Below are 26,349 nucleotides of genomic sequence, written 5' to 3'. Positions count from 1 at the left end.
GGACCGTCATCCGTTTCATTGTAAATGCAACCGCTGTCGATTCTGTTACCAGGTGTTATAACTCGTGCCGTCGGAGGCCAATCCCTGCGAGCCGGAGTGCACATCGTCGATGCCACCCTGCGTCTCCGAGATGCTCGTCAGCGTGTCCGACTGGCTGGTAATCCATGTATCTGTGCGGTTTGTGATCGGATCGATGGGCATGGACTTCAGATAGCCACCCTGCACGAGGTCGTCCAGCGACTGTGGAGCTTTTTCTTTGTCCACGGTGTAGCTGTCGATCGCCTGCCGCATGGTGTGCAGATCTTCCCGCAAAACAGCTTCCTTGGCGCGGCGCACGTTGTTCAGGTACGCGGGTACGGCGATCGCCGCCAGCAACCCGATGATCGTCATGACGATCATCAGTTCCATGAGCGTAAAGCCCGCTTCACTGCCCTGCTTGCGAATTGGCGTTGCTTTTACCATGTGCTGTACTTCGTCCCGTCCAGCCCTGTGCCATCGGACTTCGTGTACACGTCGAAGACGTTCTGCCCGCCCCAGCTTGATGAATCGGCATCATCCTGGTTTGAGCGCATTCCCCAGTCCGTCGACTTCGTCATCGGGTCGATCGGAATTTCGCGGAGAAACCGCACCTTGTGGTCCTGAATATCGACGCCGTTGACCAGCGTCTCCAGGTCAGGTGGGTAGTTGTTCGAATCTGCCTTGGTCTGGATGCCACCTTTGTCGGCTGCATCCTTGTAGGCGTCAATGGCGGCGCGCATCGTCCAGAGGTCGCGCCGCAGTTCGCGCTCCTTGGAGCGCTTGATCTGCAGCTTGACCAGCGGCAGTGCTGCCCCGGCCAGAATGCTGATCATCGCAACAACAATAATCAGCTCCAGCAGAGTCACACCTGCTTCGGACGAGCCGACGCGTCCCGCCAGCTTCGCGGTCCGCGCCTTCGCATTGTGATGATGACTCATCCTCATCCTTTTGCCTGCTCTAGCCTTGCCTGCCTTAGCGAACGTGTACCAGACCCTGCGTGCCTACCGTCGGGACGTTGGCTCCAGCCGAGTTCTTTGCACCGATCCGCACCAGGCTGATCGTGGCGTCGCCCTTGCCGATAGCGCGGAAGGTCATCGTGGCAATCGAGCCCTGACCGTCCACACCGCGCACGCCCGGAGGACGTGACGCCGAGATCGTTACAGCGCCGTTGCCTTCATCACGATGCACCAGGGCCGCAGCCTGTCCGTCGCGTCCCAGCAGGTCGCCGAGGTCGACGTTGACCAGCTGCAAGACTTTCGGATCAAACTGAAGCTGTACCGGAACGCTGTACAGATCCTTCGCGTTCGCAGCCAGCAGCGCTACCTGGAAGGTCGAGCCAACCGTCTGGTTCGCGACAGCCGGAACAACCGTCAGGGATACCGGAGGAGCGATTGCTCCAGGAGTAGCGGCGATCTGAGCGGCGGCAGTCGCTGCAGCCGAAGGAGCGACTGCGCCGGGGCTCAACGGATGAGCCTGTGCAGCCAGCTGCCCCATCATGGCGGACGCGGCGTTCGCCGAAGAGGTGTTCGACGCAGCGGCCTGAGCCGCCGAGCGTGCGTTCTGAGCTGCAGCCATCGCAGCCAGCACTTCCGAAGGATCGCGGCGGATCAGTTCCACCGAGTTCGCCGTTCCCGTATAGATCGGGCGGGTGTTCTCGTACGTCAGGACCGACTCACGAACGATGTGCGGAATCAGCAGGAAGACAATTTCGTCTTCCTGGCGAACCTTGTCGTTCGAGGAGAAGAAGTACTTGAGGATGGGGAGCTCACCCAGACCGGGCGTACCCGAGATCGAGTTCGTGTCCTGCTGCTGGAAGAGTCCGGCAAGCAGAGAGGGCTCACCGTCCTTCAACTGAATCACCTGCTCAGACACGCGCTGCGCAATGATCGGTTCCGTCACACCCGAGATGGTGGACGAACCGTTCTGCGAGCTGATTTCCACCTTGAGCTTCAGGGAAATCTCGCGGTCATAGTGAACCGTCGGCGTGATGTCGATATTGACACCGACGTCGAGGTAGGTGAACTGCGTCTGTACGCCCAGCGAGGTTGTGGTGGAGAGCGTCGAACTGTAACTGCCTGTCGCAACCGGAATCTTCGAGCCGATCTTCAGCGTCGAACGCTGTCCATCGGTGGCGCGAATACGCGGATTCTGCAGAATGCGGGTGTCCGCATCCGAGAGCAGCGCGTTGACCGTGCCTCCGCTCAAGGTGACGGCAAAGTTCGTCGCATTCAGGTTGGCCAGCGTGTTCAGGGTGAAGCCTGCGGTCGTCGACGTCGTTGTGGTGGTGGAGGTGGAGGTCGAAACGTTGGCGTTCGAGTACTGCGGTGTCAGACCGATGCTTGTCGGCAGCGTGATGCCGAGGTTTCGTTCCTTCTGGCGACTGACTTCCAGCACGGCCACGTCGATCACAACTTCAGCGCGGGCGCGATCAAGATCGTTGATCAGCTTTTCCGCCAGCACAAGCTGGTCGGGAGAAGCGCGCATCACGATCGCATTCTGGCTTGCCACAAGGTAGATCTTGATCGACGGATCGAGCAGGTTACGCAGGGCCACCAGCACTTCGTTCGCGTCGTTCTGCTGCGATACGTTCGTCAGATAAAACGTCTGTACAGCGAGGTCGTCGAGGTCCGTGCGCTTGGTGCGGTTGTTCTGCGCCACGAAGATGGTGTTCGAGGTGACCGGCTTCCAGAACGTACCGGCGAGCGTACCCACGATGCGCAACGCGTCCGCGAGCGACACCCCGGTCAAGTCCACGGGAATGCGCTTGGAGGTGTAGTCGGGGTCAAAGATAACGTTCAGGCCAGCGGCTTTGCCGATGGCCTGGTAGATGATCTTGGTGTCTTCCACCATGTGGAGCGTAATCGGATCATCGGACACGGCCTTCAGAGCGATCGGCGACGACATGGACGCGATGTCGCGCTGCACCTGAACCTGGTGAGGGATCTGCTCATTATCCAGTGGCTCGAGCGCAGCTCCGGGCGTGCCCAGCACGGCGCCGGAGGCGGTCAAAGGCGCTCCGTTCGCAGAGGGCGCTACGCCTGCTCCACCTGTCGGAATCGCAGGCTTCGCCACCATATTCAGTTCCTGGGCGGCGGCTTCATTGCTCGGGTCAATCTGCAGCGCGCGCTGGAATTCGACCATCGCGGCAGCGTTGTCGCCCGACTGCCGCAGGACGCGACCGCGGTCAAGATGCTGGTTGGCGGCTTCGAAACGAAGACGCTCGAAGCGGGCCTTGTAGCGAAGATCGCCGGGCTTTTTCAGGTGCGCCTGACGGAAATCTTCAAACGCCTCGTCATAGTTGTCACGAGCTTCGGCCGCCTGGCCACGCTTGTTCCACTTCGAGGCCGACTGCGCGTGCGCTGAGGGCGCAGCCGCTATCATCGCCAACGCCAGCCCGAATCCTGCTGCTGCGTAGCGCATTTTCAACTTGTTCATGGGTCGACGACCGTTCCCCGGTTGCTGCTGCTGCATGCATTCCGTCCGCTCAAGATGGCCCTGGACGCTGGGGCCGTTCGCGCCATAACAACCTTCTCCACCGCCAGAGATCTTGCGGGGATTTGAGGGTTGCCGTGTGGCTACAAACGGGGTGCCGGGCTCTGTCGATAGTACCATCCGCTCCACTGACTGCTCCGAAGGAAGTAACTGACCCAAACAGTCCACGGAGGCTTCCTGAGCATCCTCTCGCAGTCGGGGGTTGTGCCTGTTGGACGCACCACTCGGCAGGAGGTTTGGTGTTCTTTTGCAAATCCTTGCAGCCGCTCGTCTTCTGCTAGCATCCAAAGAGCCCTTGCTGTATGCCACGCCAAGCCTCCATCCCGGTAAAGCCCCTCCAAAGCGCAAAGCCTGTGACCAAGGCCAAGGATCGCGACCCCGTCGCGGCCGGCCAGCGGGACGCAGCCTTTAACCGCTCGGCAAGCTTTAATTACTTCCTCGAAGACCGCTTCGAGGCGGGCGTCGCCCTGCGTGGCACGGAGGTCAAGAGCATCCGTGAAGGCAAGGCGAACCTGAAGGACGCTTACGGCCTAGTGAAAGATGGCGAAGCCTTTCTGCTCAACGCCCACATCGGCCACTTCTCGCACGGCAATATCTATAACCACGAAGAAACCCGTACCCGGAAGCTGCTGCTGCACAAGCGTGAGATCGAAAAGCTGAAAGCCGCACTGCAGGGCAAGGGCTACACGCTGGTCCCCGTCCGCTTCTACTTCAGGAACGGTCGCGTGAAGTGCGAAGTCGCGCTGGCCAAGGGCAAGCAGGACTGGGACAAACGCGAAACCGAGCGCAAGCGCGAAGCCGACAAGGAAGCCCGAGCCGCCATGGCCCGTGGCCAGCGCGGCTAACACCTCTTTCGCGGCTCTTCAGTCATTCTCTTGCTCCGCAAGCCAGCCCGGCCCCTGAAGCCGCACCCGGAACTCTCCGTCGATTCTTCCAAAATCAAGGGCTTGCGGACAGGCAATCAGCCAGTCAACAGGGGAAGGCGTGAGGGTGCACACCCTCGGGAGCTACACTAGCCGGGATGGTTCGTCGACTTTTTCTCGCCGCTCTGGCCTCCGCCAGCTTTGTTGTTCCCGCCGCCGCGCAAACTATGCCCAGCGGTCGAGTCGTCCTCGTTCTTCCCTTCGAGAACCGCTCCGGCAATCCGTCGCTCAACTGGATCGGTGACAGCTTCCCCGATACGCTGGACCGGCGCCTGAACTCGGTCGGCTTCCTTACGATCTCGCAGGACGACCGGCGCTTCGCGCTCGACCACCTCGGCCTGCCGACAGACTTTCGCCCCTCGCGCGCTACAACCATCCGGATCGCGCAGCAGCTTGACTGCAACTACGTTGTGATCGGCAGCTTCAACGTCGTGAACGGCCACATTCGCATCCAGTCTCAGGTGCTCGCGGTCAGCGAGTTCAAGCTCTCCGCTCCGGTGGAAGATGCTGCCGAACTCAATCGCCTGTACGACGCGGAGAACGCCATCGCCTGGAAGGTCGCACGCAGCATCGACCCGAAGCTGAACATCGCCGAGCAGACCTTTCTGGCCACGGCAGGCGCGGTTCCGCTCTCAGCGTTTGAGGACTACATTCGCGGTACCAACACGGCGAACCCCACCGAGCGACTTACGCGCCTGACCGAAGCGGTAAAGATCGTTCCCGACTACAGCTCTGCCCTGCTCGCGCTCGGCAAGGAGCAGTATGCGGCCAAGGACTATCCCGCTGCGTCGGCGACGCTGGCGAAGGTGCCGCAGGACAGTCCGCTGGCGCTCGAAGCCGGCTTCTACCTTGGGCTCTCCCGCTTCAACGCCAACAACTACGCCGCTGCCGCAGCCGCCTTCGACTTTGTGGGCTCGCGCCTTCCGCTGCCCGAAGTGCTGAACAACCACGGCGTCGCGCTGGCCCGTCAGGGCAAGGACGGCATCGAGTACTTTCTGAAGGCCTCGAAGTCTGACCCCAACGACTCGGACTTCCACTACAACCTCGCCGTTTCGCTCTATCGTCGCGGCGAAACCACCGAAGCGTTCAAGGAAGCGAATGCGGCGCTCAAGTTGAAGCCGACTGATGGCGATATCGCGACGCTGCGCTCCCGTCTCGCGGCAGCCGCGCCCGGCAGCAAGCTCAACCCGAACGACACGACCTTCGCCCCGGCCGAACGCATTCGCCGCACGTACTCCGAAGCCAGCTTCCGGCAGGCCGCCTTCCAGCTCGACCAGATCCGCGATGCCCGTTTGGCGATGCTGCCACCAGCAAAACGCGCGGCCGAGTACAACAACATCGGACACGACTATATGACGCAAGGCCTGCTGCCGCAGGCCGAAGAGCAGTTCAACTCTGCGATTGAGGCTGATTCTTCGAACGCCGACGCGCACGCGGGACTCGCAGAGGTTCGAGAGAAGAGCGGCCAGAAGGCTGAGGCTCGCACCGAAGCCCAGAACTCGCTGCGACTGAAGCCGAACGTGGCAGCGTACCTCGTGCTGGCGCGACTCGACCTGGCGGACAAGAACGTGCCCGCTGCGGTGGAAGACGTCAACCACGCCACCACGCTCGATCCGCATAACCCGCAAGCCATCGCCCTGCGCATGAGCCTGCAGCAGCACCAGTAACGCGACGTGCTTGCCCTGCCCTTTTCACCCTCCCTCACGCTGCTGCTGCTGACCGCAGGAGCCTTGCTGATGGCCTGGGAAGCCAACCGTCCCGGCTCGTTGCTGCCCGGGGCGGCGGGGCTGACCGCTACTCTGGTCGCGCTGGCCTCGGTGGCCCACAGCCCTCACGCCGCGCGTAGCCTGGTACTGCTCGTGGCAGCGTTCCTGCTGATGCTGGCCAGCTTTCGACGACCGCACGCAGTTTTGCAGGGGATAGCCGCCATTTTGTGGTTCGCAGCCTGTCTTTCCGTCGCCAAAGCAGCGGTGGCCCTGCCTTGCGCGGCTGTGATCGCCGGCTCCACGACATGGTTTGCCCGGGTGGCCTTCCTCGCCCGCCGCAACAAAGGCCACCGATAAGGCGCTTTCGCGAGCGTTCCACGCACCAAACACGGTAGACTAAAGACTGCGCGCATCCCGCGCTGGAGCTACGATCCGTTGAACCGCACTGCCCGTCTCCTACTTGCCGCCGGCCTTGTTGCAGGCACAGCCGTCACCGCCTCCGCGCACGCTCAGGACCAGAGCGCTCCCCAGAGCAAGCTTTATGAGCGGCTTTCGCATCTGGACTTCGGCCTCTATGGCATCGGTCAGTTCAATTCGTCTGTGACCGGCGTCGTGACTCCGTCCGGAGCCTCGACCGCAGGCACGACGCTCACGGAAAAGGCCGGTAATACGGTTGGTCTGTTGGCGAACTTCCGCTATACCAAGAAGCCGTACGTTGGTATCGAGTTCAACTACACCTACGCGCGTTATACGGAAACCCTGACCGACCAGACAGGCGCGAGCGTTGCACCGGGACAGATTCAGACCGGCGTGGACGAAGCCAGCTTTGGCTATGTGATTACGCCGCCGCACCAGTTTTTCGGTCTGCAGCCGTTCGTCAGCGTAGGCGCTGGTTCCACTCGCTTCCGCCCGACCCGTGGCGGTGGACAGAGCGCACCGACCCAGTGGCGCGCGACCTACTACTACAACCTTGGCGTTCAGAAAGAGTTCGGCGACAGCCACTTTGGCGTTCGCGCTGCATGGCGTCAAGCCTTCTTCAAGGCCCCCGATTTCCTGCTGAACTATCTGACGATCAACAAGCACACGACGACCTACGAGCCGACTGCAGGCTTCTACGTCCGCTTCTAGTCAACGACCGCCATGGAAACCCGCCGCCACCACCTGCTCGATGACGATGACGACCTGATCCCGGGCCGGGACGAGCGTGAATACACGCTCTCCACCGGCACGATTCTTGCCATCTTTTTTGGCTTGATCCTGGTCTGTGGCCTCTTCTTTGCCTTTGGGTACAACCTTGGCAAGAAGGCCACCGTCGTCCCGACAGCAACGACGGGCGACGGCAGCGGGTCCAATGACGCGCAGTTCAATCACTTCAACAAACCTTCTGCAGGATCGCCCACGGGCAGCAATTCCGTCCCGCCTGCCCCGAGCGCGGCTCCCGCGCAGGTGACGCCGGCTCCGACAGCAAGCCCTTCGGTGACAGCAAGAGACAACAGCGATGCGACCGCCGCCCCGGTGTCGACTCCCGTCGCGGCGCCTCGTCCGACTCCTGTACGCGTCTCCACACCTGCTGCACAGCCAGCCGCTCCGATGCCTGCAACCTCGGCAAGCGGAGCGTATGTGGTGCAGGTCGCGGCGGTCTCGCATCGCGAAGATGCTGACCTGCTTGTCGGCGCGCTGCATAGCAAAGGCTACTCGGTCTCTGCGCGCAACGTTCCGCAGGACAGCCTGCTGCATATCCAGGTAGGTCCCTTTGCGAACAAGAAAGACGCTGACGCGATGCGCCAACGTCTCCTGGGCGATGGCTACAACGCCATCGTCAAGTAGCCAAGACCTCACTTAGAGCTTCAACGCCGCTTCCATCCGCTCACGTACCTCTTGCATCAGAGCTTCACGACTTTCATAAGCCGTGGGATCGATTGCGGGCAAAAACTCCATGATCACCTCACCGGACTTCAGCCATGTCTGCCCTTTAGGCCAAAGAGCGTGCGTGCCGCGCATGATGATTGGCACCAGTGGCGCGCCGGTTGATTCCGCGAGATAGAAGGCGCCTTTTTTGAACGGCAGTAACTGGCCGTCGCGGGAACGCGTGCCTTCGGGGTAGATCGTAATGTGATGACCGCAGCGCAGTGCTTCTGCAGCTAGTTCCGTGCTGCGGCGCGCCTCTTCCACGGACTTCGCACGAGCCACAGGGATGAACTTCCCCATCTTCATCGCTGTGCCGAGCAGAGGAATATTCATCAGCGACTTCTTGAGAAAGAAGGCGGTCTCTCCGGGCACATTGGCGATGTTGACGGGTGGGTCCAGATTCGAGACATGGTTGGAGAGGTAGATCACTCCGCGTCCCTGCGGGACGTTCTCTGCGCCGAGAATACGCACACGAATGCCGGCAGCCTTCATGCCAAGCCGGATGATCGACGTGCCCCAGCGATACATGACATGCGTATTGCCGACGAGCAGCGAGTAAGGAATTCCAACGATCGCCGCGGGAACACCCAGCGCGACGAAGACCATGACCATAAGCAACGTGCGAAACATAACCTGCTTAGGATACTTTGGTCTTCGCCCGAAGTGCAGCCGGAAGCTTCTCATAAATGCCGCCGAAGCCACCGTTGGATAGAATCGCCACGACATCTCCGCTGCGCAGGGTCTGCGACAAAGCCGCCACAATCTCCTCGGCGTCTGCGTGCAATGCCGTAGGAATGCCGCGCTGAATCAATGCTTCCACGACGTGCGCGGGGTCGAGACGCTCTGCGGCTGGAATCGCCGTAAGGTTGAAAACTGCGGCGACAACCACCTCGTCTGCTGCCGCGAGGCTTTCGATGAGTTCCTGCTCAAAGACGTTGCGGCGAAGGGTGTTTGAGCGCGGCTCCAGGACGGCGACCAGCCTGCGGCCGGCGTAGCTTGCGCGCAAGGCGCGCAGCGTCTCGCGGATAGCGGTCGGGTGGTGCGCGAAGTCGTCGATGATCGTGATGCCGTCGATTTCGGCACGGACTTCTAGGCGGCGCTTTACGCTCTTGAAGCTGCCCAGAGCTTCGATGATGCTCTCTGCCGGAACGCCCTGCCCTGCGGCCAGCGCGGCCGCAGCCGTTGCGTTCAGCGCGTTGTGCTCGCCTGCCATCGGCAGTGTGAGTCGGGCAAACTCTGCGCCGGAACGCAGCAGCGTCCATGAGCTACCGCCGCCAATGTGCTGCAGGTCGACCATGCGCCAGGTGGAGTGCTCGTTGAAGCCATAACGCTCGACTGCGCAGAACGCCTTTGCCGCGCACTCGGTGACGTTCTCGCTGCCGTCGTAGGCGATCAATCGTCCGCGCTGAGGCAGCAGGTTCACCATGCGCTTGAACGCTGTTTTTACGGCGGTCAGATCGGCGTAAATGTCAGCGTGGTCGAACTCCACATGTGTCAGGATTGCGACGTCCGGGAAGTAGTGAAGAAACTTCGGGCCTTTATCGAAGAAGGCTGTGTCGTACTCATCGCCTTCGAGCACAAACGGGCGCGTCTCTTTGTGAACGCGATAGCTTGTGCCGAAGTTTTCTGCGACGCCGCCGATGAGGAACGAAGGAGCGAAGCTTGGGTCTTTCTTCGCAGCGACTTCAAAGATCCACGAGAGCATCGACGTGGTCGTCGTCTTGCCGTGCGTTCCGCAGACGACGTAGCGGTCGCGTCCAAGCAGGAACTCGTCGTGGATGAGCGCGGCCATCGAGATCATGGGGATGCGCTGGTCGAGCACAGCCTCAAGCTCCGGGTTGCCGCGAGAGATGGCGTTGCCGACGACGACGAGGTCCGGCTTCGGTTGCAGATTGGCCGCGGCGTACGGCTCCATGATCGGGATGCCCATGGCGCGGAGCTGGTCGCTCATCGGCGGATACGCGGCTGTATCCGACCCCGTGACGCGGTGCCCCTGCTCCCGCAACATACCGGCCAGCGACGCCATCGCCGTGCCACAAACTCCGATCAGATGCACATGCTTCGACTGCATTACGACAGACTCCTCAGTCTATTATTCTCAAGCGCGACGAACTCGCCCAGGGGCACGCTGCGATTGCCTCCTCGGACGTGCCCGCTGCGCAGACCGATTGCGATCGGCCCTTCAAACTCTGACAAGGCGTGCAACAATGCACCTTCGAGCAGCGGCAGCTCGTCAGGTTCGACGTTTGCGCCCATGTCTCCGAAGACGATGCCGCGCACGTTCTTCAACAAGCCCGCGTATCGCAGATGCAGGAGCATCCTGTCCCACTGGTAGGGCTTGACGTTGATGTCTTCCAGAAACAGGATGGTCGGCTCGTCCAGATGCAACGCATACGGCGTGCCCAATCCCGCTTCGAGGATTGCCAGGCAGCCTCCAAGAAGACGGCCTTCGGCGTGGCCTTCGCGCAGCACACGCATGCCATCCGCCTCGCCGACCTGCCATGTCGAGGAACGCTCCACGGCTGCGCGCCAGGTGGGCGCATCCGCACCTTGCTCCAGCGCCCAGTCTGCGGCGCACATGGGGCCGTAGATTGTCGGCAGCTTGAGCGCAGACCACAGGTACGCCTGCAGCGCGGTGTGGTCGCTGTAACCGATGAACGCCTTGGGGTTCGCACGGATCAGGTCGAGGTCGAGGTGCGGCAGCAGTTCTGCTGAACCCCAACCGCCGCGCGTGCAAAGGACAGCGTCGTACTCATCGCTTGAGAACGCGGCGTGCAGGTCCTGCAGACGATCGCCCAGGCTGCCCGCGTAGTACAGCGGTCCGCGGGCCTTTGCGTGCGGCATCAGCACGGGCTCGTATCCCCACTGCTGCAGCGCGCGCATGCCCTTGTCGATCAGTTCGCCGTTCGCCGCAGACGCAGGCGAGACCACTGCGATGCGGCTTCCCTGTCGCAGCGGAGCGATCATTCGAACTCAACCTCACCGGTGCAGATGATTTCGGCAGGGCCGGTCAACATCATCTCCGCAGAGGGCTCTGGCCACACGACGGTTTGCGGGCCGCCCTGCGCGACAGCGGTCAAGGAACGCGCGACGTCGTGCAGCGTGATAGCGGCGGACGAGGAGGCACAGGTTCCTGTGCCAGAGCTTGTGGTCGGGCCGCAGCCGCGTTCGAAGATGCGGAACTCGATCTCCGAGGGGCCGAGAACGCGAACGAACTCCACGTTAGTGCCGAAGCGGAAGAGTGGGTCGACGGCGATCTTTGCACCGAGTTCCTGCCAGCTCATGCCGTTCGAGCCAAAGTCCTCGCGCTCGGGAAAGAGGACGAAGTGCGGGTTACCGACGTTGACCATGGCGCCGGCGATGGGGCCTTCCACGCCTTCGATTTCGATGGTGCGCGGCATGACGCGCGGCACGCCCATCGCGGACTCGATCCACCACTCGGAGTTCTTGTGCTCGATGAGCTTGCAGCGGCGGTCGCCGCCGTGTGTGCCGAAGGTGATCTCGCGGATGTTCTCGCTGGCGGCGAGCCAGGCAGCAACGCAACGCGTTCCGTTACCGCTCAACTCGGCCTCGCTGCCGTCGGCGTTGATGAGGCGCAGGAAGTTTGTGCCGTCGGCACGGCGGTCAAGGAACTCGATGCCATCGGCACCTATGCCGGTGTTGCGCGAGCAAAGCTTGCGCGCCATGGCGGCGTGCTGCCCCTGGGCGTACACCTCGTCGATCACCAGGAAGTCATTGCCACGCGCGTGCGCCTTTACAAACGGAATACGTCTCACTCTTACTCATCCTCCAAATCTCGGAATACCAGGACCTGATCGGTCGCGTCACTTGCGCGCAGATCGGCCAGTAACTTTTCGTGCACCTTACGCGTTGCCAGCACGGGAAACGTCAGACGTTCAAGCCCGGCAAAGTTCTCTACGGCGTCCGGCGCGAAGCGAATGCCAGCGCGGTCCATCACGCGCAGTACGGCAGTAATCATCCGGTGCTTTGCGTCTTCGCTGGCCTCGGCCAGCGCCGTGGCCCGAGCTGCGCCAACGGCTTCTTGCGGCAGGGTCTCGCCTAGTTCAGCGCGTACCTCGTAGACCATGGTGTATCGCTGCCAGCCGATTCGGTACTCGAGCGTTCCAACCAGTTGCAGCGCAAGCAACACAAGCACGGTTGCGATGCAGGCCTCGACATACATGCCGGTGCCGCAGGCGATGCCGATGGCCGCGATGACAAAGACGGTGGCTGCGCTTGTGAGGCCGTGGATGCGGGTTTTGTTGTGCAGGATCAAGCCTGCGCCGAGGAAGCCGACGCCCTGCACGATGTTGGAGGCGATGCGGCTCTTGTCAGACGTCATCGTGCCAGCGAGCACCTGGCTGGTGATGGTGAAGAGCGCCGAGGCCATGCAGATCAGCAGGTTCGTGCGCAGGCCGGACATCTTGCGGCGTAGTTCGCGCTCGACGCCGATAGCTCCGCCCAGCGCACAGGCGAGCAGCAGGCGACGAGCGGTTTCGCCCGCCAACAGTATGTGTTGCGCTTCCGGAATCTGGATTGTCTCGGCCTGCATCCTCGGTTGAGGATACTACCGGGAGGTGTGCGTTGGGGCTTCGGGTGGCTGTCTGTTGCGGCGGTTTTCCTGCTCCGGTTACTTCGTGGGCGAGGTGTAGAGCTCGCTCTGGTAGACCTTGGCGCAGGGCTGCCCGGTGGAGCAAAGCACTTCCAGCTCCTTCAGGCCTTCGGGATGCGCAGCAACTGCAGCATCTACCGGGTCACCCTTCAGCGCGATGACAAACTGCGCGTTATGCGCGGGGTCGGCGAGAGCTTTCTCCCAGGAGACTTCGTCGTTTTCGCTCACCATCGAGGTGAGCTTGCGGCCTGCCGTTTGTACGGCTCCGATGTGTGCCGAGGTCGACATCATGACCGGAGCGTCCGGGCCGAAGGTGTTCAGCACGTTTGCCAGCGAACGCTCAAAGGGAACGCGCGTGCTCGCGTTCACGATGCCTTCTTTGAGCACCGACGGGATCTTATACATCATCCAGATGCAGTTGCCCACGCAGAGCACGAGCGCAAGAGGCTGCGCGAAGCGGGCCAGGAGCGCACGAGACGTGGTGCCAGGGGCGCGGAGCCAAAGCTCAAAGTGCTCGCCCGCGAGAGCGGCGTAGACAGCCAGGGCCGGGAGCATCTCCATGCCGTAGCGTGCGTTGTAGTACGAGTGCGGCCAGAGTTGCGGGATGAAGATGGGCACGGAGCCGTAAGCGATGGAGTAGACGTAGAACGGCAGCGGTACCCAGAGGAGTGCTGCGCCGATTTCGCCACGGAGGTTCACCGCCTGCTCAGTGCGACGCTTTGCGGAGAGCCACAGACCGTAGATTGCGGCGAGCATGAGGCCGAAGCCTGTCTCCCATGCGGCGGCGTCTACCTGCGCGGTGCGCGTGTAAAAGAGCAGCGCCCAGGCGGGGTTGTGCCAGCCGCGGTAGTGCTGGCCGGGAGGCGCGGTCTTCCGCTCGATAGACTTGGCCGAGTAGGGACCACGCATGAAGTCGAGCCAGTCATGCTCAAAGTGCGCGTTGTACCAGAACCAGACGAGCGGACCGGCAACGCAGAGGAGCGTGAAAATGAGGAACGCCGTCTGCATCTTCGCGCGATGCGGCGAACGCCACCATGCGATCGCGAGGCAGAGCCAGACGACGGCACCGATGATCCAGCCGTCGTAGCGTGTGAAGACCTGACCGACGATGAGCAGGCCAGCCACAATCATGCGGGCGTTTGCGGTCGAGGTCTTCCCTGCGCGGATGGCAGCGATCGCTTCCATCGCCATGACGACCGTCCAGATGAAGAGCGCGAGGAAGAGCGCCTCGGTCATGGCGGTGGTGGAGAGAAAGAGCAGGTTGGGGTTGAGCGCGTAGAACGCCGTAGCGACGAAGGCCCAGCGCGGGCGCATCAGTCGGCGGGCAAGGCGCCAGATGCCGGCGACAGAGAGCGCAAACGAGGCCATCGACATGGGCACGGCGGCAAAGCCGGTCTGCCACATCGCCATCTTGCCGATGAACGGCAGCATGAGCAGATGCGGGAGCGGAAGCCAGACGCCACCAAGCTGTGCGAGGCCAGGGTAATGCGCGTCCACGATGCGGCGTGCGATGCCGAGATGTGCCACGGCGTCGCCGTAGAGGAGCAGATACTCCTTGCGGTAGCAGACGATCAGCGCCACAAAGCCGAGGATGACGCCAAGCGCAAAGAACGGGTACACCTCCCGCTTGTCGGCGGGGGTGACCGCTTCGCGGTCCCAGGTGAAGCGATCCTGCGCGTTGGGCGAGGGGCGACCGGGGCGGAGTGTGCGCTGGCGGCGTGGCATCGTGGGTGTTCGTCCCTTCCTATGGTCGTGCTGGCAACGCCAACGCCGATCCTGTGCAGGACCGGCGTTTTTGCGCTAAAGGTGCGAGAGCTCGCGGAGCTGCTGGAAGCGGGCGTCGATGTCTGCCTTCGTCGTGTTCTCGAGGCGCTCGGTGCCGAAGCGCTCGACCGCGAAGGAACCCATGACCGAGCCGTAGAACATGGCGGTCTTGAAGACCTCGGGCGTGAGCTTGCCCTGCGAGGCGATGTAGCCGTAGAAGCCGCCTGCGAAGCTGTCGCCTGCGCCGGTGGGGTCGACGACTTCGTCGAGCAGCAGCGTGTGCACGCGGAACGGGGCGCGCTTGATGCCGTCACCGAAGCTGCGCTCGGAGAAGAACGCGGCCGAGCCGTACTCGCCGAACTTGATGATGACGGTCTTGGGGCCGAGTTCGAGGACCTTCTCAGCGGCGCGGAGGGTGTTCGCTTCGCCGGTGAGGAGGCGGGCTTCGCCGTCGTTGATGAGCAGCACGTCGAGTTCAGCGAGGACGGGCAGGAGCTTCTCGCGGTGCGCGGCGATCCAGTAGTTCATGGTGTCGCCGGCGACCATCTTGACGCCGGGCATCTTCTTGCGCACGTCGAGCTGGAGGACGGGGTCGATGTTGGCGAGGAAGAGGAACTCGGAGTCGTTGTACTCGGTGGGGATCTTCGGCTCGAAGCTGGCGAAGACGTTGAGGTCGGTCGCGAGGGTGTCGGCGGCGTTGAGATCGGTGAGGTAGGAGCCGGTCCAGTGGAAGCTCTTGCCTTCGGCGCGCTCGATGCCGCGGGTGTCGATGCCCTTGTCGAGCATGACCTTCTCATTGGCTTCGGAGAAGTCTTCGCCGACGACGCCAACGACGCGGACGTCGGTGAAGAAGCTGGCAGCGAGCGAGAAGTGAGTGGCAGCGCCGCCGAGCACGCGCTCGCGCTTACCGCTGGGGGTTTCGAGTGAGTCGAACGCGACGGAACCTACAACGAGAATGGACATGCGAATCCTTAGGTGAGATTGATCAGGCGTACCTCAGGGGCTGAAGCCCCGAGTTCTCGCCGAGCGTTACAGCACGACTGAAGTCGTGCCCTTCCGATCCTTGCCTCGCTGAAAAGCAGCCGAGGCAAGGACTGGGCGCGTTGCTTAGAAGTATTTGCCGAAGAGGACGTCGAGCTTCTTCTTCGTCTCTGCTGGGATGGTGCTCTTGTCGGTCATGATGGAGAACTTCGCTGCGGTCTGTGCGGGCGAGGCGCTGAGGTCGGCAGGCATCAGTCGGACGGCAGCCTTCACAACGTTCTGTGCGTTCGCAGCGTTCTGATGAGCGACGGCGATGACCTGCTCGACGGTGACGTCGTCATGGCCTTCGTACCAGCAGTCGTAGTCGGTGACCATGGCGAGCGTCGCGTAGCTGATTTCTGCTTCGCGAGCGAGCTTGGCTTCCTGCAGGTTGGTCATGCCGATGACGTCTGCGCCCCACGAGCGATAGAGGTTCGACTCGGCGCGCGTGGAGAACTGCGGGCCTTCCATGCAGACGTAGGTGCCGCCGCGCTTGACGACGAGGCCAACCTCTTCGCAGGCCTTCACGAAGGTGTCGACGACGATGTGGCAGACGGGGTCGCCGAAGGCAACGTGGCCGACGACGCCTTCACCGAAGAAGGTGGCGTTGCGCGCGAAGGTACGGTCGATGAACTGGTCGGGCACGACGAAGTCTGTGGGCTTGTGCTCTTCCTTGAGCGAGCCGACGGCCGAGATGGAGAGGATCGACTTCACGCCAGCGGCCTTCATCGCGTAGATGTTCGCGCGGAAGTTGAGCTCGCTGGGGAGGATGCGGTGGCCCTTGCCGTGGCGCGCGAGGAAGACGACCTTGCGGCCTTCGAGGGTGCCGAAGACGAGAGGGTCAGAGGGGTCGCCGAAGGGGGTGCTGATCTTTTCTTCGTGGACGTCGGTGAGTCCTGCCATGCCGTAGAGGCCGCTGCCGCCGATGATGCCAATTTCTGCCTGTGCCAACTGCAAATCTCCTGCGCTGATGCGCCTCTGTAAGTATACGGCGTTGTGTCAGGTGGAGTTGCAGTTGGGTGGGAGAAAGGCAATGGCCTGAACGCAGAGGGCGCGAAGACTTTCGCAGAGAGCGCGGGAGAGCGCGGTGGCTCGCTTGCATCTTCGCAACTGCTCTCGACAAGCAGATCCTTCGCGTTGCTCAGGATGACAGTCCAAATGGAGATGGCGTCCTTGATGAGGACGCCATCTGCGTGTGAGCTTGTGTTGTAGCTAGATACCTAAGTCGTCGCAGATTTTCGCTACGCGCTGTTTGACGGCTTCGGGCATGGCTACCATTTGGGGCCAGCGGCGGGTGAAGCCTTCGGCGGGCCACTTGCGCGTGGCGTCGATGCCCATCTTGCTCCCGAAGTTCGGTAGGCGCGAGGCGTGGTCTAGTGTGTCGACGGGGCCTAGCGTGAACTGGATGTCGCGCTCGGGGTCGATGTTGTTGGCTACGCGGAGCACGACCTCGGGGACGTCCTGCACGTCGCAGTCTTCGTCCACGACGACGATGCATTTCGTGAACATTGCCTGCCCCATCGCCCAGATGCCGTTCATCACCTTGCGTGCCTGGCCAGCATAGCTCTTCTTGATGGAGACGAGCATGAGGTTGTGCGCGACGCCTTCGAAGGGGAGGTTCACGTCGACGATTTCGGGGAGCGTGAGCTTCATGAGCGGGAGGAAGATGCGCTCGATTGCCTTGGCCATCCAGGCGTCTTCCATGGGCGGTTTGCCGACGATGGTGGCGGCGTAGATGGGGTCTTTGCGGTGCGTGATGCAGGTGATGTGGAAGACGGGGTACTCGTCTTCCATGGTGTAGAAGCCGGTGTGGTCGCCGAAGGGGCCTTCGGTGCGGAGTTCGCCGAGTTCGACGTAGCCTTCGAGGATGATTTCGGCGTGGGCGGGGACTTCGAGGTCCACGGTTTCGCACTTCACGAGTTCGACGGGCTTGCCGCGGAGGAAGCCGGCGATGAGGTACTCCTCGACCTCGGGCGGTGCCGGGACGACTGCCGCGAAGGTGAGCGTGGGGTCAGTGCCGATGGCGACGGCGACCTCCATGCGGGAGCCGCGGATCTTGCTGACGACGTGCTGCGGCGTGGCTGCGGGGTCGAGCGCAGCGGTGGTGCCGCCGGCGGTCTGCGCCATCAGGTCGATGGAGCCGAGGACGTTGTCGGTAGCGGCGCGGAGATGATCGCGGAAGTGTTCGGCTGCGACCTTCTGGCGCTGCCAGTGCATGCCGGTGGTCTTGCCGTCGTAGACGTGCATGCGGTACATGCCAACGTTGCGCTTGCCGGTCTTGGGGTCCTTGGTGTGGACGCAGGGCAGCGTGATGAACGGGCCGCCATCGTGTGGCCAGGTGGTGAGGATCGGGAACTTGAGGAGGTCGATCTGGTCACCGGTCAGCACGACTTGCTTGCACGGTGCGTTCTTCGCGCTGACGACCTTGGGGAAGAACGAGCCGATCTCGGCGAGCTTCGGAAGCATCTTCAGCTTGTCGACGAGCGAGGTGGGCGGCACGGGGTGCAGCAGCGTCTCGATGCGCTCGGCGATGGCGTCGAAGGAGTGGGTATCGAGCGCGAGCTTCATGCGGCGTTCGGAGCCGTACTGGTTCATGAGGACGCGTGCGCCCTTGTAACCCTTCACGTTTTCAAAAAGTAGCGCAGGACCGCCGGGGCGCGCGGTTCCCTTACCCGATTTTGCGGCGCGGTCGGCGATCTCGCCCATCTCGAGCACAGGCGAAACTTCGGCCTTCACGCGCTTCAACTCGCCCGCACGATCCAGAGCGTCTATCCATTCACGAAGCGATTCAAACGCCACGGCAGTTCCCTCAAATCTTCACAAAAATTTTCTTGTGCCACAGCGCCCAACAAGGCAGGAAGCAGAAGCACACATAGCAAAACGCAAACGCCAGCGAAGTCCACTCCGTGGATTGCTGGCGTGCGAAGACGCCTTCATAGATTCTCGTCCACAACGTGTGCAGATCGCCATCGGCATCGGCGATACGAACGAAAATCATTGCTTTTACGAACGCCTCCGAGAAGACGTAGGCCACGATGGCGTTGGAGCCGAAGACAAACCAGGGCCACGTCGTCCAACGCAACCAGTTGGGCCACCGACCGGCGTGGCCGTCAACCAGTAGCGAACATACACCGAGTGCCAGCATGCAGAAACCTGCGCTGAGAAGAGCGTACGTGCCTGTCCAGAGCGACTTATTGATCGGGTACCAGATAGACCAAACCTCTCCCGCAGCAACGAGCGCGGCCCCCGCAACCAGCAGGCCGAGACGCATCTGCTTTACGGTGCTTCGCCGCATCCAGACACCGCACATCGCCCCGATCAGCGTGGTCGCCAACGCGCCCAGGGTGCTGACCACACCTTCGGGGTCGCTGGTGTGGTCAAAGAGGACGCCGGTGTGCAGCCAATGCTGCGTGAAGCCCACCACGATGCGGTCGACGTGTGCGGCGAGGTTATCGACGGGGTCAAGAAACGGCATCCATGTGCCCGGCTGGCCATGGTGCGGAAGCGCCGTAAAGCGCAACAGGGCCCAGTAGCCTACGAGCAACACAGCGACGATCGCGGCAAGAGCGCGCATTCTTCGCGTGAAGAGCAGGATCAGCCCCGCGAGCAGAAAACAGGCTGCGATGCGTGGCAGTACGCCGAAGTAGCGCAAGCTGTGCCAGTCCATGCGTGGGAAGAACGAGAGCACAAGCGCCAGCAGCATCAGACGCCCTGCGCGGCTGAAGATATGCCGGGCCATACTGCCGCGGCTCTTCGTCGCACGCGAGGCCAGCGAGAAGACCATCGCGACGCCCATGAGCAGCAGAAACGAGGGGAAGATGAGGTCGGTGAGCGTCCATCCGTTCCACGTGGCATGATCCAGTTGGGGAAAGACGTGGCCCCAGTCCCCGGGGTTATTGGCCAGGATCATCAGCGCCATGGTGAGGCCTCGCAGCATGTCGACGGAAAGCACGCGCGGCTTCTTGCGGTGAACTTCCCCTAGCTGCTGCTCCGGTTGCACTTCGACCATCTCTTGATGATCTACGATCTCGGCCACGGGAACAACGCAACTCTCTTCGGTGTCTATCGCTTCAGCACGCATCTCTCGCTAAGATGCGCCTTTTCATTCGATGTGGAGGTGTGTCGTGTTTGAGAACTCATTAATGGAGTCCGCTGCCGTTTCGGCCCCGCAATCCCGGTGGCCCGCCGTCTTTTCTGTAACCCTGCAGCTTGCGTTTGCCGCTGCCCTTCTTTCCATTCCACTGCTGCACCCGGCCACGCTGACGATGCTTCCCCGAGCCGTGACGCTGGCGGTTCCGCCGCTGCCGAGGCCGCCGATTGTGATTCCGCAGGTGATGCCCGTGGTGCAGGCTGCGATGGTTTCAGCAGCGAGTGCGCTCGCTGCGCCAGGTATTGAACGGCTCAATCAGCCGCTCATTCACGCGCAACCGGCTGCAGCTCTCAGCGATGCGCCGCCGGTGCTAAACCCGTCGCTCCCCTTCGGTGAGGCGAGTGGGTCTTCTGACGCGCTGCGCAATGTGATGCCTGGCGGAGGTGGAGCAGTCACAAGCGCGATCGCTACGACGGGCACGGGCAACGGTACGCGAGGCACAGCGAGCAAACCTGCTGCGATCTCCAGCGGCGTTTCGGCGGGGTTGCTGCTTGAGGCGATACGGCCTGAGTATCCTGCGATTGCCCGTGCGGCGAGGCAGAGCGGAGTGGTTCGTGTGACAGCGACCATCACCGCAGCAGGGCGTGTCGAAAACGTACGAGCGGTCAGCGGGCCAGCGATGCTGCAATTGGCGGCGACGCAGGCTGTCCGCGCGGCACGCTATCGCCCGTACATGCTGAACGGGCAGCCCACGGCCGTGGAGGCGACGTTCGATATCAACTTCAGATTGAACGAGTAAATCGTTTCAAATTCCATCGACCGGATAGCCCGCATCGCGCCACCCCTGCAGGCCGCCGCGAAGCGGGCGAACCCTTCGAACGCCCATCTTGCGTAGTTTCAATGCGATCCGGGCACTGGTCTCCTCGCTTGGGCAGGTGCAGTAAAGAACGATGTCACGCCCGCCAGGGATAAGCGCTTTTGAGTTCACCAGATCGTCCGGCGAGATGCGAAGCGCGCCGGGCAGTGTTTCGGGGTCTTCTCGAACGTCGATGGGATGGCGCAGATCGACGATGAATGGCGGCAGATTGCCTTCACGGTCTGCATCGCCCATCATCGCCATGAGCTGCCCTGGCTCCAACCGCAGACCACGTAGTTCGTTCAGGAAGAGGCGACGGCGCACATAACGATAAACCAGCACAGCCAGCGTAACCACGACGGTGATAGCCACGATGTGATGCACCATGAGCCCGAAGATCTCATGCGAGCGGCGAACGAGGTCGCCAAAGAAGCGACCCGCAAAGAGCCAGCCAGCGGCCCAGCCCAGCGAGCCGAGCATGTCGTACAGAACAAATGTCCGGTAGGAGATTCCCGCCTGCCCGACGATCGGAGCGGCCACTGTGTTGATGCCCGGCACCCATTTGGAGAAGAGCAACGTCAGAGCGCCACGCTTGCCCACCGTTCCCTGAGTTTTCGTTACGCAGGTTGCGGCTTCCAGCGAGAACTTGCAGAGCAGCTCCAGAACGCGTGCCCCGTAACGTTTTCCGAGGAAAAACCAGAGAGAGTCCGAGATAAAGCACGCCAGCAGGATGATCAGAATCGAGTACGACACGTGCAGTTTGTGCGCCGCGCTCATCGTGCCGACCGCGATGAGGATCGGGAAGGAAGGCACAGGCACACCCGCTTGCTCGACCAGAACCCAGCCGAACAGTACCGCGTATGCGTGATGCGCAAACAACCGCATCGTCCAGATCATCGTGGAAGCCTCTCGTGTTCTAGATGTATAGCCAGTGCAACACGATGCAGCAACAAATATTCCACAGGCTGAGAACAAACGCAGGAAGGCCGCCCGGAAGCGGGCGGCCTTTTGCTCCTAACTTGCAGGAATAAGCGGGTGAATGTGCTTATTCGGCGTGGGTGAGCGGCATATCAACCAGATGCTGACCGATAAACCAGCTCTGCAGCTCGTTTGGACGAAGAACGTCGGAGACGACCATGTCGTTCGTACCGTCATCGCCAGCTTCGTCGGCCGCTTCTGCGATGTCGTGGCAGTCCTGCATGATCAGCTTGTGAGCTTCGAGCAGACGCGAAATCTGCACCGGAAGCTCTTCGCGACCGCGCGGAGGAGCCGGAATCTTGGTCAACTCGGCGACATCCCCGCCCATGGCGATGGAGACACCACCTAGAAGCTGGATGCGCTCTGCAATGGTGTCGACGATCTCAACCTGCTCTTCGAAGTGCTTGTCGAACAGCAGATGCAGTGAGTAAAACGTTGGGCCAGCCACCTGCCAGTGATGTTTTTTGTACATATCACGGAGCGAGATGGAGTCTGCCAGCAGCTGGTTCATCTTTGCGCACATGGCCGAGCGAACCTTCGCGTTCAGGCGATGCGGCAGGTCTGCCGAGACTTCGCCAAACTTCTGAATTTCGCGAGCTTTCTGGTGCCAGTTCTGCGTTACAAAATCGTTTTTGTCTTCAACCTTCTTCAGCGCGACTGCCATGATTCACCTCTTGGTACTGAGATGCGGAAGACGTACGTTGGAGTTGACCGCAAAAAAATGACGCGAGCCCGAAGGCCCGCGTCATTTTCATTTTTCTTTACGGCTATTTCACACGAACGTCCGGGGTAACACTCATACCTGGGCGAAGAGCATGGTCCTTGTTCTCTTCATCGAGGTTGGTGAAGTCGATGCGAACGGGAATACGCTGCACAACCTTCACGTAGTTACCGGTTGCGTTCTCCGGCGGGAAGAGGCTGAGACGCGAACCAGTTGCGCCGCCAATCTGCGTCAACTTGCCACGGAAGTGACGGCCGCCGAGGGCATCGACGTCGAGATCCACTTCCTGACCGGTGTGCATCTTGGCCAGCTGCGTTTCCTTGAAGTTCGCCGTGACCCACAGACCGTTCAGCGGAACAACCGTCAGCAGATCCTGGCCGACAGCGAGGTTCTCGCCAACGTCCACGTTCTTCTTGGAGACGATGCCATCAATCGGAGCAACGATCTTGGCGTAGCCGAGGTTCAGCTTGGCCTGATCGACGCGGGCCTGGGCCTGCTGCACGGAAGCCAGAGCCGCCTGGGCCTTAGCCTGCTGCACCTTGACCTGTCCGGGCGCGTTCTGCTGGGACTGGGAAGCCTGCGAGCGGGCCTGAGACAGACGAGCCTGAGCGGCGCGAACTTCTTCCTGAGAAGCCGCTGCCGAACGCTCTGCTTCGTCAAGCTGAGCCTGCGTTGCGGTCGCGGTCGCCACAGCCTGATCGTACTGCTGCTTGGAGATCACGTCCTTGGCGACGAGCGGCGTGTAACGATCCACGTCGATCTTCGCCTTCAGCGCGTTGGCCTTGTTCTGTGCGATGCGCGAGCGAGCTGCCTGCGCATTGGCCTCTGCCTGCTGCACCGCAGCGAGGCTGTTGGCCACGCCCGAACCGCTGGTCAGGATGTCCGTATGCACGTTGGTGCTGGTGATCGGCACGTTCGTCGAATCCTGCACGTACTCGGCCTGAGCCGAAGCAAGGTTGGCTTCCGCCTGCTCGAGTGCAACCTGAAGATCCTTCGGGTCGAGCTCTGCGATCGGGTCGCCAGCATGAACAAGCTGCTGATCCTGCACGTCGACGTGGATCACCTGACCGGCAACACGTGCGCTCACCTGATACAGATCGCCATCTACCTGCGCGTCATCCGTATCTTCTGTGAACGTTGAGCGCCAGTAGAAGAACAAGGCACCGAGAACAAGAAGGATTACCACGCCAATGATGATGACCTTACGCCGCGAGCTCTTCTCAGGGTTCTCTTCCTTCGGCTGGTCGTTCTTGTCATCCTTAGGCTGTCCCTGCGACTGGTCGCCATGTCCGCCCTGCGGCTGGATCTGGACAGTGCCTGAGATCTGCGCGGTTTGCGTGCCTTCCGGCTGCTTTTGCTGCTCGTTATTATCCGCCACGCTTACTTTCCTCCGAGATAGTTCTTCGAATTCGTTGCCGCTACACCCAACGCCCGCGCCAGCGCGAGCTTTGCAATATTGTGCTGGTATAGCGCACTGATGTACTGATCGTTTGCCTGTTCGTACTGCGTCTGCGCCTGCGATACCGGCAGAGAATCAGCCACGCCCACCTTGTAACGTTGTTGCGCTTCCGACAAAGCTTCCTTTGCCAGATCGACGTTGCTCTTCGTCACATCCACCAGCTTTGCAGCCGTCTGGATATCGAGGATCGAGTTGCGAACGTCGGCGTTCACCTGCTGAACCTGATCCGAAAGTTTAGCCTGCGCCTGATCGTACTGTGCGCTTGCCACTTCACGGTCACCCTTCATCTGGGCGAACTTCAAAACGTCGGTTGAAACCGTTCCAGTAGCCGAAAACGTTCCGTGCGAGTGCGCGGGGGTCGTTCCCTGATCACCATAGTCGCCTGAGACAGCCAGAGTCGGAAGCTGCTCATAGGTTGCAGCTTTCTTCGCCGATGCCGCACCCTTCAACTGCTCTGCAGCCGCTGCAAGGTCCTTGCGCTGGCTCAGTGCAGACTGGAACGCAGCGTTCGGGTCCGGAGTATCGAGGGACTGGAACGGAGCGGTATCGGTCAGCGTGTACTTCTGATCCAGCGGAAGACCGATGGCCCGTGCGAGCGCCAGCTTGTCTTTCTCCAGCGAGTTCGTCGTCTGGATCAACTGCTGCTGCTCGTTCTGAAGGTCAACCTGTGCGCGCAGCACGTCGAGCCGCGGCGCGGTGCCGGCCTCATGGTTGTCCTGCGCCTGGTTCAGCGAAACCTGTGCGGTCTGAAGTTGGGCCTTGACCGCGTCGATGCGCGACTGGTCTGCAATGCAGAGCAGATAGGCGTTGCCGACAGAAAGCACCACCAGATCGCGAGCATCCTGTGCGGTCAGCTTGGCGGCTTCGAAGTTGTGCTTCGAAGAGATGAAGTTCTCCAGCGCCTGCATGTTCACAAGATTCTGCGTCAGATAAGCGCGAAAGTCGAAGACTTGAAACGGTCCAACGATCGAGTTGATCCCTGGAAAGGAGAGGCCGTATGCAGCCAGATTGATCTGCTGCAGCTCATAGCTTGCCCCGGCGGATACTGTCGGCAACAGATGCTGCAGGTCCTGTAGACGCTGGCCGTTGGCCTGCCTCATGTTCGCGCTTTGCAGCACGACTCCGAGGTTATTCCGCATACCGCGCTGAATCGCATCGTCCAGCGTCAAATCCAGCACGCCAGCCGTCGCCTTATCGCGCACGATCGAGCCGCGATACGACGGGTCGTTTGTGCCAGCACTCGGGGTCACCGAGGGGCCCTGCTGATTTAGCTGCGCCTGTACACCCTGCACCGCCTGGATGGAGCTGGTCGAGTTGCTCTGCGAAGAGGAGCTCTGCCCAGGCATCTGCGCCGCTGCGGGCAACGCCGAAACAGCAGCGGCAGCGAGCGCCAATGCACTTAGCCGCAAACCGCGCCTGCTGGTTGCTCGAGAAGTTCTTTCAGACATAACACCCATCGTAAATGGTCATTCCGAAACCCTCCCGGAGCACAGCTTCCCCACTACCGGAGATTCACCTGCTGAAAAAGGGCTTCGTCTTTCTAAGAAGATGCGAGAGAACGCCCAAGGTATGCAAAAGTTGAGCTCCAGAAGCAAAGTTTTCTCGTTCCTGACGCTTTGCGGGCTTCGTCGGATGACATTTTGGCCTACACTAGCGGCCAGATGAGTCAGTCCAAACGCACGCTTCGCGCAGCAGTCATCGGTTACGGTCTCGGCGGGCGAGTTTTCCACTGCCCCTTTCTCCAGGCCGTCCCCGGGCTTGAACTCGCAGCGATCGTGCAACGGCATGGCGATACGGCAGCTGCCGCCTGGCCAGAGGCCACCATCTTCCGCTCTGTCGAAGAGATGCTCGCGGACCCGACGATTGACCTTGTCGCTGTGACGACGCCCAATGAGAGCCACTTTCCGCTGGCAAAAGCTGCGCTGGAGGCCGGAAAACACGTGGTTGTCGACAAGCCGATGGCAACGACCTCCGCTCAGATCCGGGAGTTGATTGAGCTGGCCAATGCCCGCGGGCTGGTGCTCGCCCCGTTTCAAAACCGCCGCTTCGATGGCGACTTTCTCACCGTCCAGAAGCTGGTTCGCGAGAGCACTTTGGGGCGGATCGTCCAGATCACTTCGCGTTTTGACCGCTTCCGCCCGGAACAGCGGCCTGGGACCTGGAAGGAAACCGGCGGTCTGACCAACGGATTGCTCTTCGACCTGGGCCCACATGTTGTCGATCAGGCGGTCGCGCTCTTTGGCACGCCGCAACGCCTGACGGCTTCCGTTCGCGAAGACCGCGACCAGACCAACATCGACGATGCCTTTACGCTCACGCTGGAGTACGACCTGCCGAGCGGCCACACGCTGCGCTACCTGTGCGAGGCGACACTGCTCTCCGCGCAGGCCCAGCCGCGTTTTGTCGTGCAGGGGACGCGCGGCAGCTATACCAAATTCGGCGTCGACCCGCAGGAGCCAGCCCTGATTGGCGGGGCGACGGTACCGTCGCAGGACTCTTCCACCCAGTGGCTGCCGGATATCGAGTCCGCGTGGGGGCTGCTGTCCGTGGCGACGCAGACCGCAGAGCCGGTCCAGCTCGACACACGCAAGCTGCCGACCGAGACCGGTGATTACCGGCGGTTCTACGCCAGCGTTCGGGACGCCATCCTGGGGACAGCGCCGCTGGCGATCCCGGCGGAGGACGCGTTCCGCTCAACCCGGCTGCTTGAGCTGGCCGTGGAGTCCAGCCGCGAGCGTCGCACGCTGGATGTCAGCCTCTAAACCATGATTCAGGAGTTTCAGGCCGGGAATCCACACCGGC

24 protein-coding genes are annotated in these 26,349 nt (G+C 61.7%); 7 read left to right on the top strand and 17 right to left on the bottom strand.

What is annotated here, in order from left to right:
* Positions 1–45: 45 nt before the first annotated feature.
* The 3 genes from PW792_06215 to PW792_06205 are packed head-to-tail and all read right to left on the bottom strand — an operon-like array spanning position 46 to position 3,453.
* Positions 46–462, bottom strand: a complete 417-nt coding sequence (locus PW792_06215; protein MDE1161527.1) for a prepilin-type N-terminal cleavage/methylation domain-containing protein — start codon at positions 460–462, stop codon at positions 46–48.
* On the bottom strand, positions 456–956 hold the full coding sequence (locus PW792_06210; GenBank protein MDE1161526.1) for a type II secretion system protein: 501 nt from the start codon (positions 954–956) through the stop codon (positions 456–458). The genes PW792_06215 and PW792_06210 overlap by 7 nt, the downstream gene beginning before the upstream one ends.
* A gap of 34 nt (positions 957–990) precedes the next feature.
* Complete coding sequence (locus tag PW792_06205; GenBank protein ID MDE1161525.1) at positions 991–3,453, bottom strand: cohesin domain-containing protein; 2,463 nt, start codon at positions 3,451–3,453, stop codon at positions 991–993.
* Positions 3,454–3,812: 359 nt separating this feature from the next.
* On the opposite strand from PW792_06205, the gene smpB reads away from it, so the two are divergent.
* From smpB to PW792_06180, 5 genes are all read left to right on the top strand, one after another.
* On the top strand, positions 3,813–4,355 hold the full coding sequence (gene smpB / locus PW792_06200; GenBank protein MDE1161524.1) for an SsrA-binding protein SmpB: 543 nt from the start codon (positions 3,813–3,815) through the stop codon (positions 4,353–4,355).
* A 176-nt stretch (positions 4,356–4,531) separates the two neighbouring features.
* Positions 4,532–6,100: a tetratricopeptide repeat protein gene (locus PW792_06195; GenBank protein MDE1161523.1), complete on the top strand. Its 1,569-nt coding sequence runs from the start codon at positions 4,532–4,534 to the stop codon at positions 6,098–6,100.
* 6 nt (positions 6,101–6,106) lie between these two features.
* A complete protein-coding gene (locus PW792_06190) occupies positions 6,107–6,496 on the top strand; it encodes a hypothetical protein (GenBank protein ID MDE1161522.1) in 390 nt (129 codons plus the stop codon).
* 78 nt (positions 6,497–6,574) lie between these two features.
* A complete protein-coding gene (locus tag PW792_06185) occupies positions 6,575–7,267 on the top strand; it encodes a hypothetical protein (GenBank protein MDE1161521.1) in 693 nt (230 codons plus the stop codon).
* A gap of 12 nt (positions 7,268–7,279) precedes the next feature.
* Positions 7,280–7,966, top strand: coding sequence for an SPOR domain-containing protein (locus tag PW792_06180; GenBank protein ID MDE1161520.1), 687 nt, complete (start codon positions 7,280–7,282; stop codon positions 7,964–7,966).
* Between the two features lie 12 nt (positions 7,967–7,978).
* Here the strand turns inward: PW792_06180 and PW792_06175 are convergent, their stop codons facing one another.
* The 10 genes from PW792_06175 to PW792_06130 all read right to left on the bottom strand — a co-directional run bounded on the left by PW792_06175 (position 7,979) and on the right by PW792_06130 (position 19,524).
* A complete protein-coding gene (locus PW792_06175; GenBank protein MDE1161519.1) occupies positions 7,979–8,677 on the bottom strand; it encodes a lysophospholipid acyltransferase family protein in 699 nt (232 codons plus the stop codon).
* A gap of 7 nt (positions 8,678–8,684) precedes the next feature.
* Positions 8,685–10,118, bottom strand: coding sequence for a UDP-N-acetylmuramate:L-alanyl-gamma-D-glutamyl-meso-diaminopimelate ligase (mpl, locus tag PW792_06170; GenBank protein ID MDE1161518.1), 1,434 nt, complete (start codon positions 10,116–10,118; stop codon positions 8,685–8,687).
* Positions 10,118–11,014: an LD-carboxypeptidase gene (locus PW792_06165; GenBank protein ID MDE1161517.1), complete on the bottom strand. Its 897-nt coding sequence runs from the start codon at positions 11,012–11,014 to the stop codon at positions 10,118–10,120. Before PW792_06165 ends, mpl begins: the two co-directional genes overlap by 1 nt.
* Complete coding sequence (gene dapF / locus PW792_06160) at positions 11,011–11,823, bottom strand: diaminopimelate epimerase (protein ID MDE1161516.1); 813 nt, start codon at positions 11,821–11,823, stop codon at positions 11,011–11,013. Before dapF ends, PW792_06165 begins: the two co-directional genes overlap by 4 nt.
* Before the next feature lie 2 nt (positions 11,824–11,825).
* Positions 11,826–12,599, bottom strand: a complete 774-nt coding sequence (locus PW792_06155) for an MgtC/SapB family protein (protein MDE1161515.1) — start codon at positions 12,597–12,599, stop codon at positions 11,826–11,828.
* 78 nt (positions 12,600–12,677) lie between these two features.
* Complete coding sequence (locus tag PW792_06150) at positions 12,678–14,384, bottom strand: hypothetical protein (protein ID MDE1161514.1); 1,707 nt, start codon at positions 14,382–14,384, stop codon at positions 12,678–12,680.
* Between the two features lie 75 nt (positions 14,385–14,459).
* Positions 14,460–15,386: a PfkB family carbohydrate kinase gene (locus PW792_06145; GenBank protein ID MDE1161513.1), complete on the bottom strand. Its 927-nt coding sequence runs from the start codon at positions 15,384–15,386 to the stop codon at positions 14,460–14,462.
* Between the two features lie 144 nt (positions 15,387–15,530).
* Positions 15,531–16,394 (bottom strand): S-methyl-5'-thioadenosine phosphorylase, encoded by an 864-nt coding sequence (gene mtnP, locus PW792_06140; GenBank protein ID MDE1161512.1) that lies wholly within the window; start codon positions 16,392–16,394, stop codon positions 15,531–15,533.
* A 261-nt stretch (positions 16,395–16,655) separates the two neighbouring features.
* Entirely contained in the window at positions 16,656–18,242 is a 1,587-nt protein-coding gene (locus PW792_06135; GenBank protein ID MDE1161511.1) for a UbiD family decarboxylase, read from the bottom strand.
* A gap of 10 nt (positions 18,243–18,252) precedes the next feature.
* Positions 18,253–19,524 (bottom strand): heparan-alpha-glucosaminide N-acetyltransferase domain-containing protein, encoded by a 1,272-nt coding sequence (locus PW792_06130; GenBank protein ID MDE1161510.1) that lies wholly within the window; start codon positions 19,522–19,524, stop codon positions 18,253–18,255.
* Between the two features lie 43 nt (positions 19,525–19,567).
* On the opposite strand from PW792_06130, the gene PW792_06125 reads away from it, so the two are divergent.
* Positions 19,568–20,332 carry an energy transducer TonB gene (locus PW792_06125; GenBank protein ID MDE1161509.1) on the top strand — a complete coding sequence of 255 codons (765 nt, stop codon included), beginning with the start codon at positions 19,568–19,570 and terminating at the stop codon, positions 20,330–20,332.
* 6 nt (positions 20,333–20,338) lie between these two features.
* Here the strand turns inward: PW792_06125 and PW792_06120 are convergent, their stop codons facing one another.
* From PW792_06120 to PW792_06105, 4 genes are all read right to left on the bottom strand, one after another.
* A complete protein-coding gene (locus PW792_06120) occupies positions 20,339–21,286 on the bottom strand; it encodes a VTT domain-containing protein (protein ID MDE1161508.1) in 948 nt (315 codons plus the stop codon).
* A gap of 148 nt (positions 21,287–21,434) precedes the next feature.
* Positions 21,435–22,031 (bottom strand): DNA starvation/stationary phase protection protein, encoded by a 597-nt coding sequence (locus PW792_06115; protein ID MDE1161507.1) that lies wholly within the window; start codon positions 22,029–22,031, stop codon positions 21,435–21,437.
* Between the two features lie 103 nt (positions 22,032–22,134).
* The gene (locus tag PW792_06110) at positions 22,135–23,466 is read right to left on the bottom strand and encodes an HlyD family secretion protein (protein MDE1161506.1); all 1,332 of its coding nucleotides are present in this window, start codon (positions 23,464–23,466) and stop codon (positions 22,135–22,137) included.
* Positions 23,467–23,468: 2 nt separating this feature from the next.
* Positions 23,469–24,995: a TolC family protein gene (locus PW792_06105; protein ID MDE1161505.1), complete on the bottom strand. Its 1,527-nt coding sequence runs from the start codon at positions 24,993–24,995 to the stop codon at positions 23,469–23,471.
* A 213-nt stretch (positions 24,996–25,208) separates the two neighbouring features.
* On the opposite strand from PW792_06105, the gene PW792_06100 reads away from it, so the two are divergent.
* Positions 25,209–26,309, top strand: a complete 1,101-nt coding sequence (locus PW792_06100; protein MDE1161504.1) for a Gfo/Idh/MocA family oxidoreductase — start codon at positions 25,209–25,211, stop codon at positions 26,307–26,309.
* The last annotated feature ends 40 nt before the right edge of the window (positions 26,310–26,349 follow it).

This window comes from Acidobacteriaceae bacterium, from assembly GCA_028283655.1.
Lineage (GTDB): Bacteria > Acidobacteriota > Terriglobia > Terriglobales > Acidobacteriaceae > Granulicella.
This window is presented reverse-complemented; position numbering and strand designations above follow the sequence as displayed.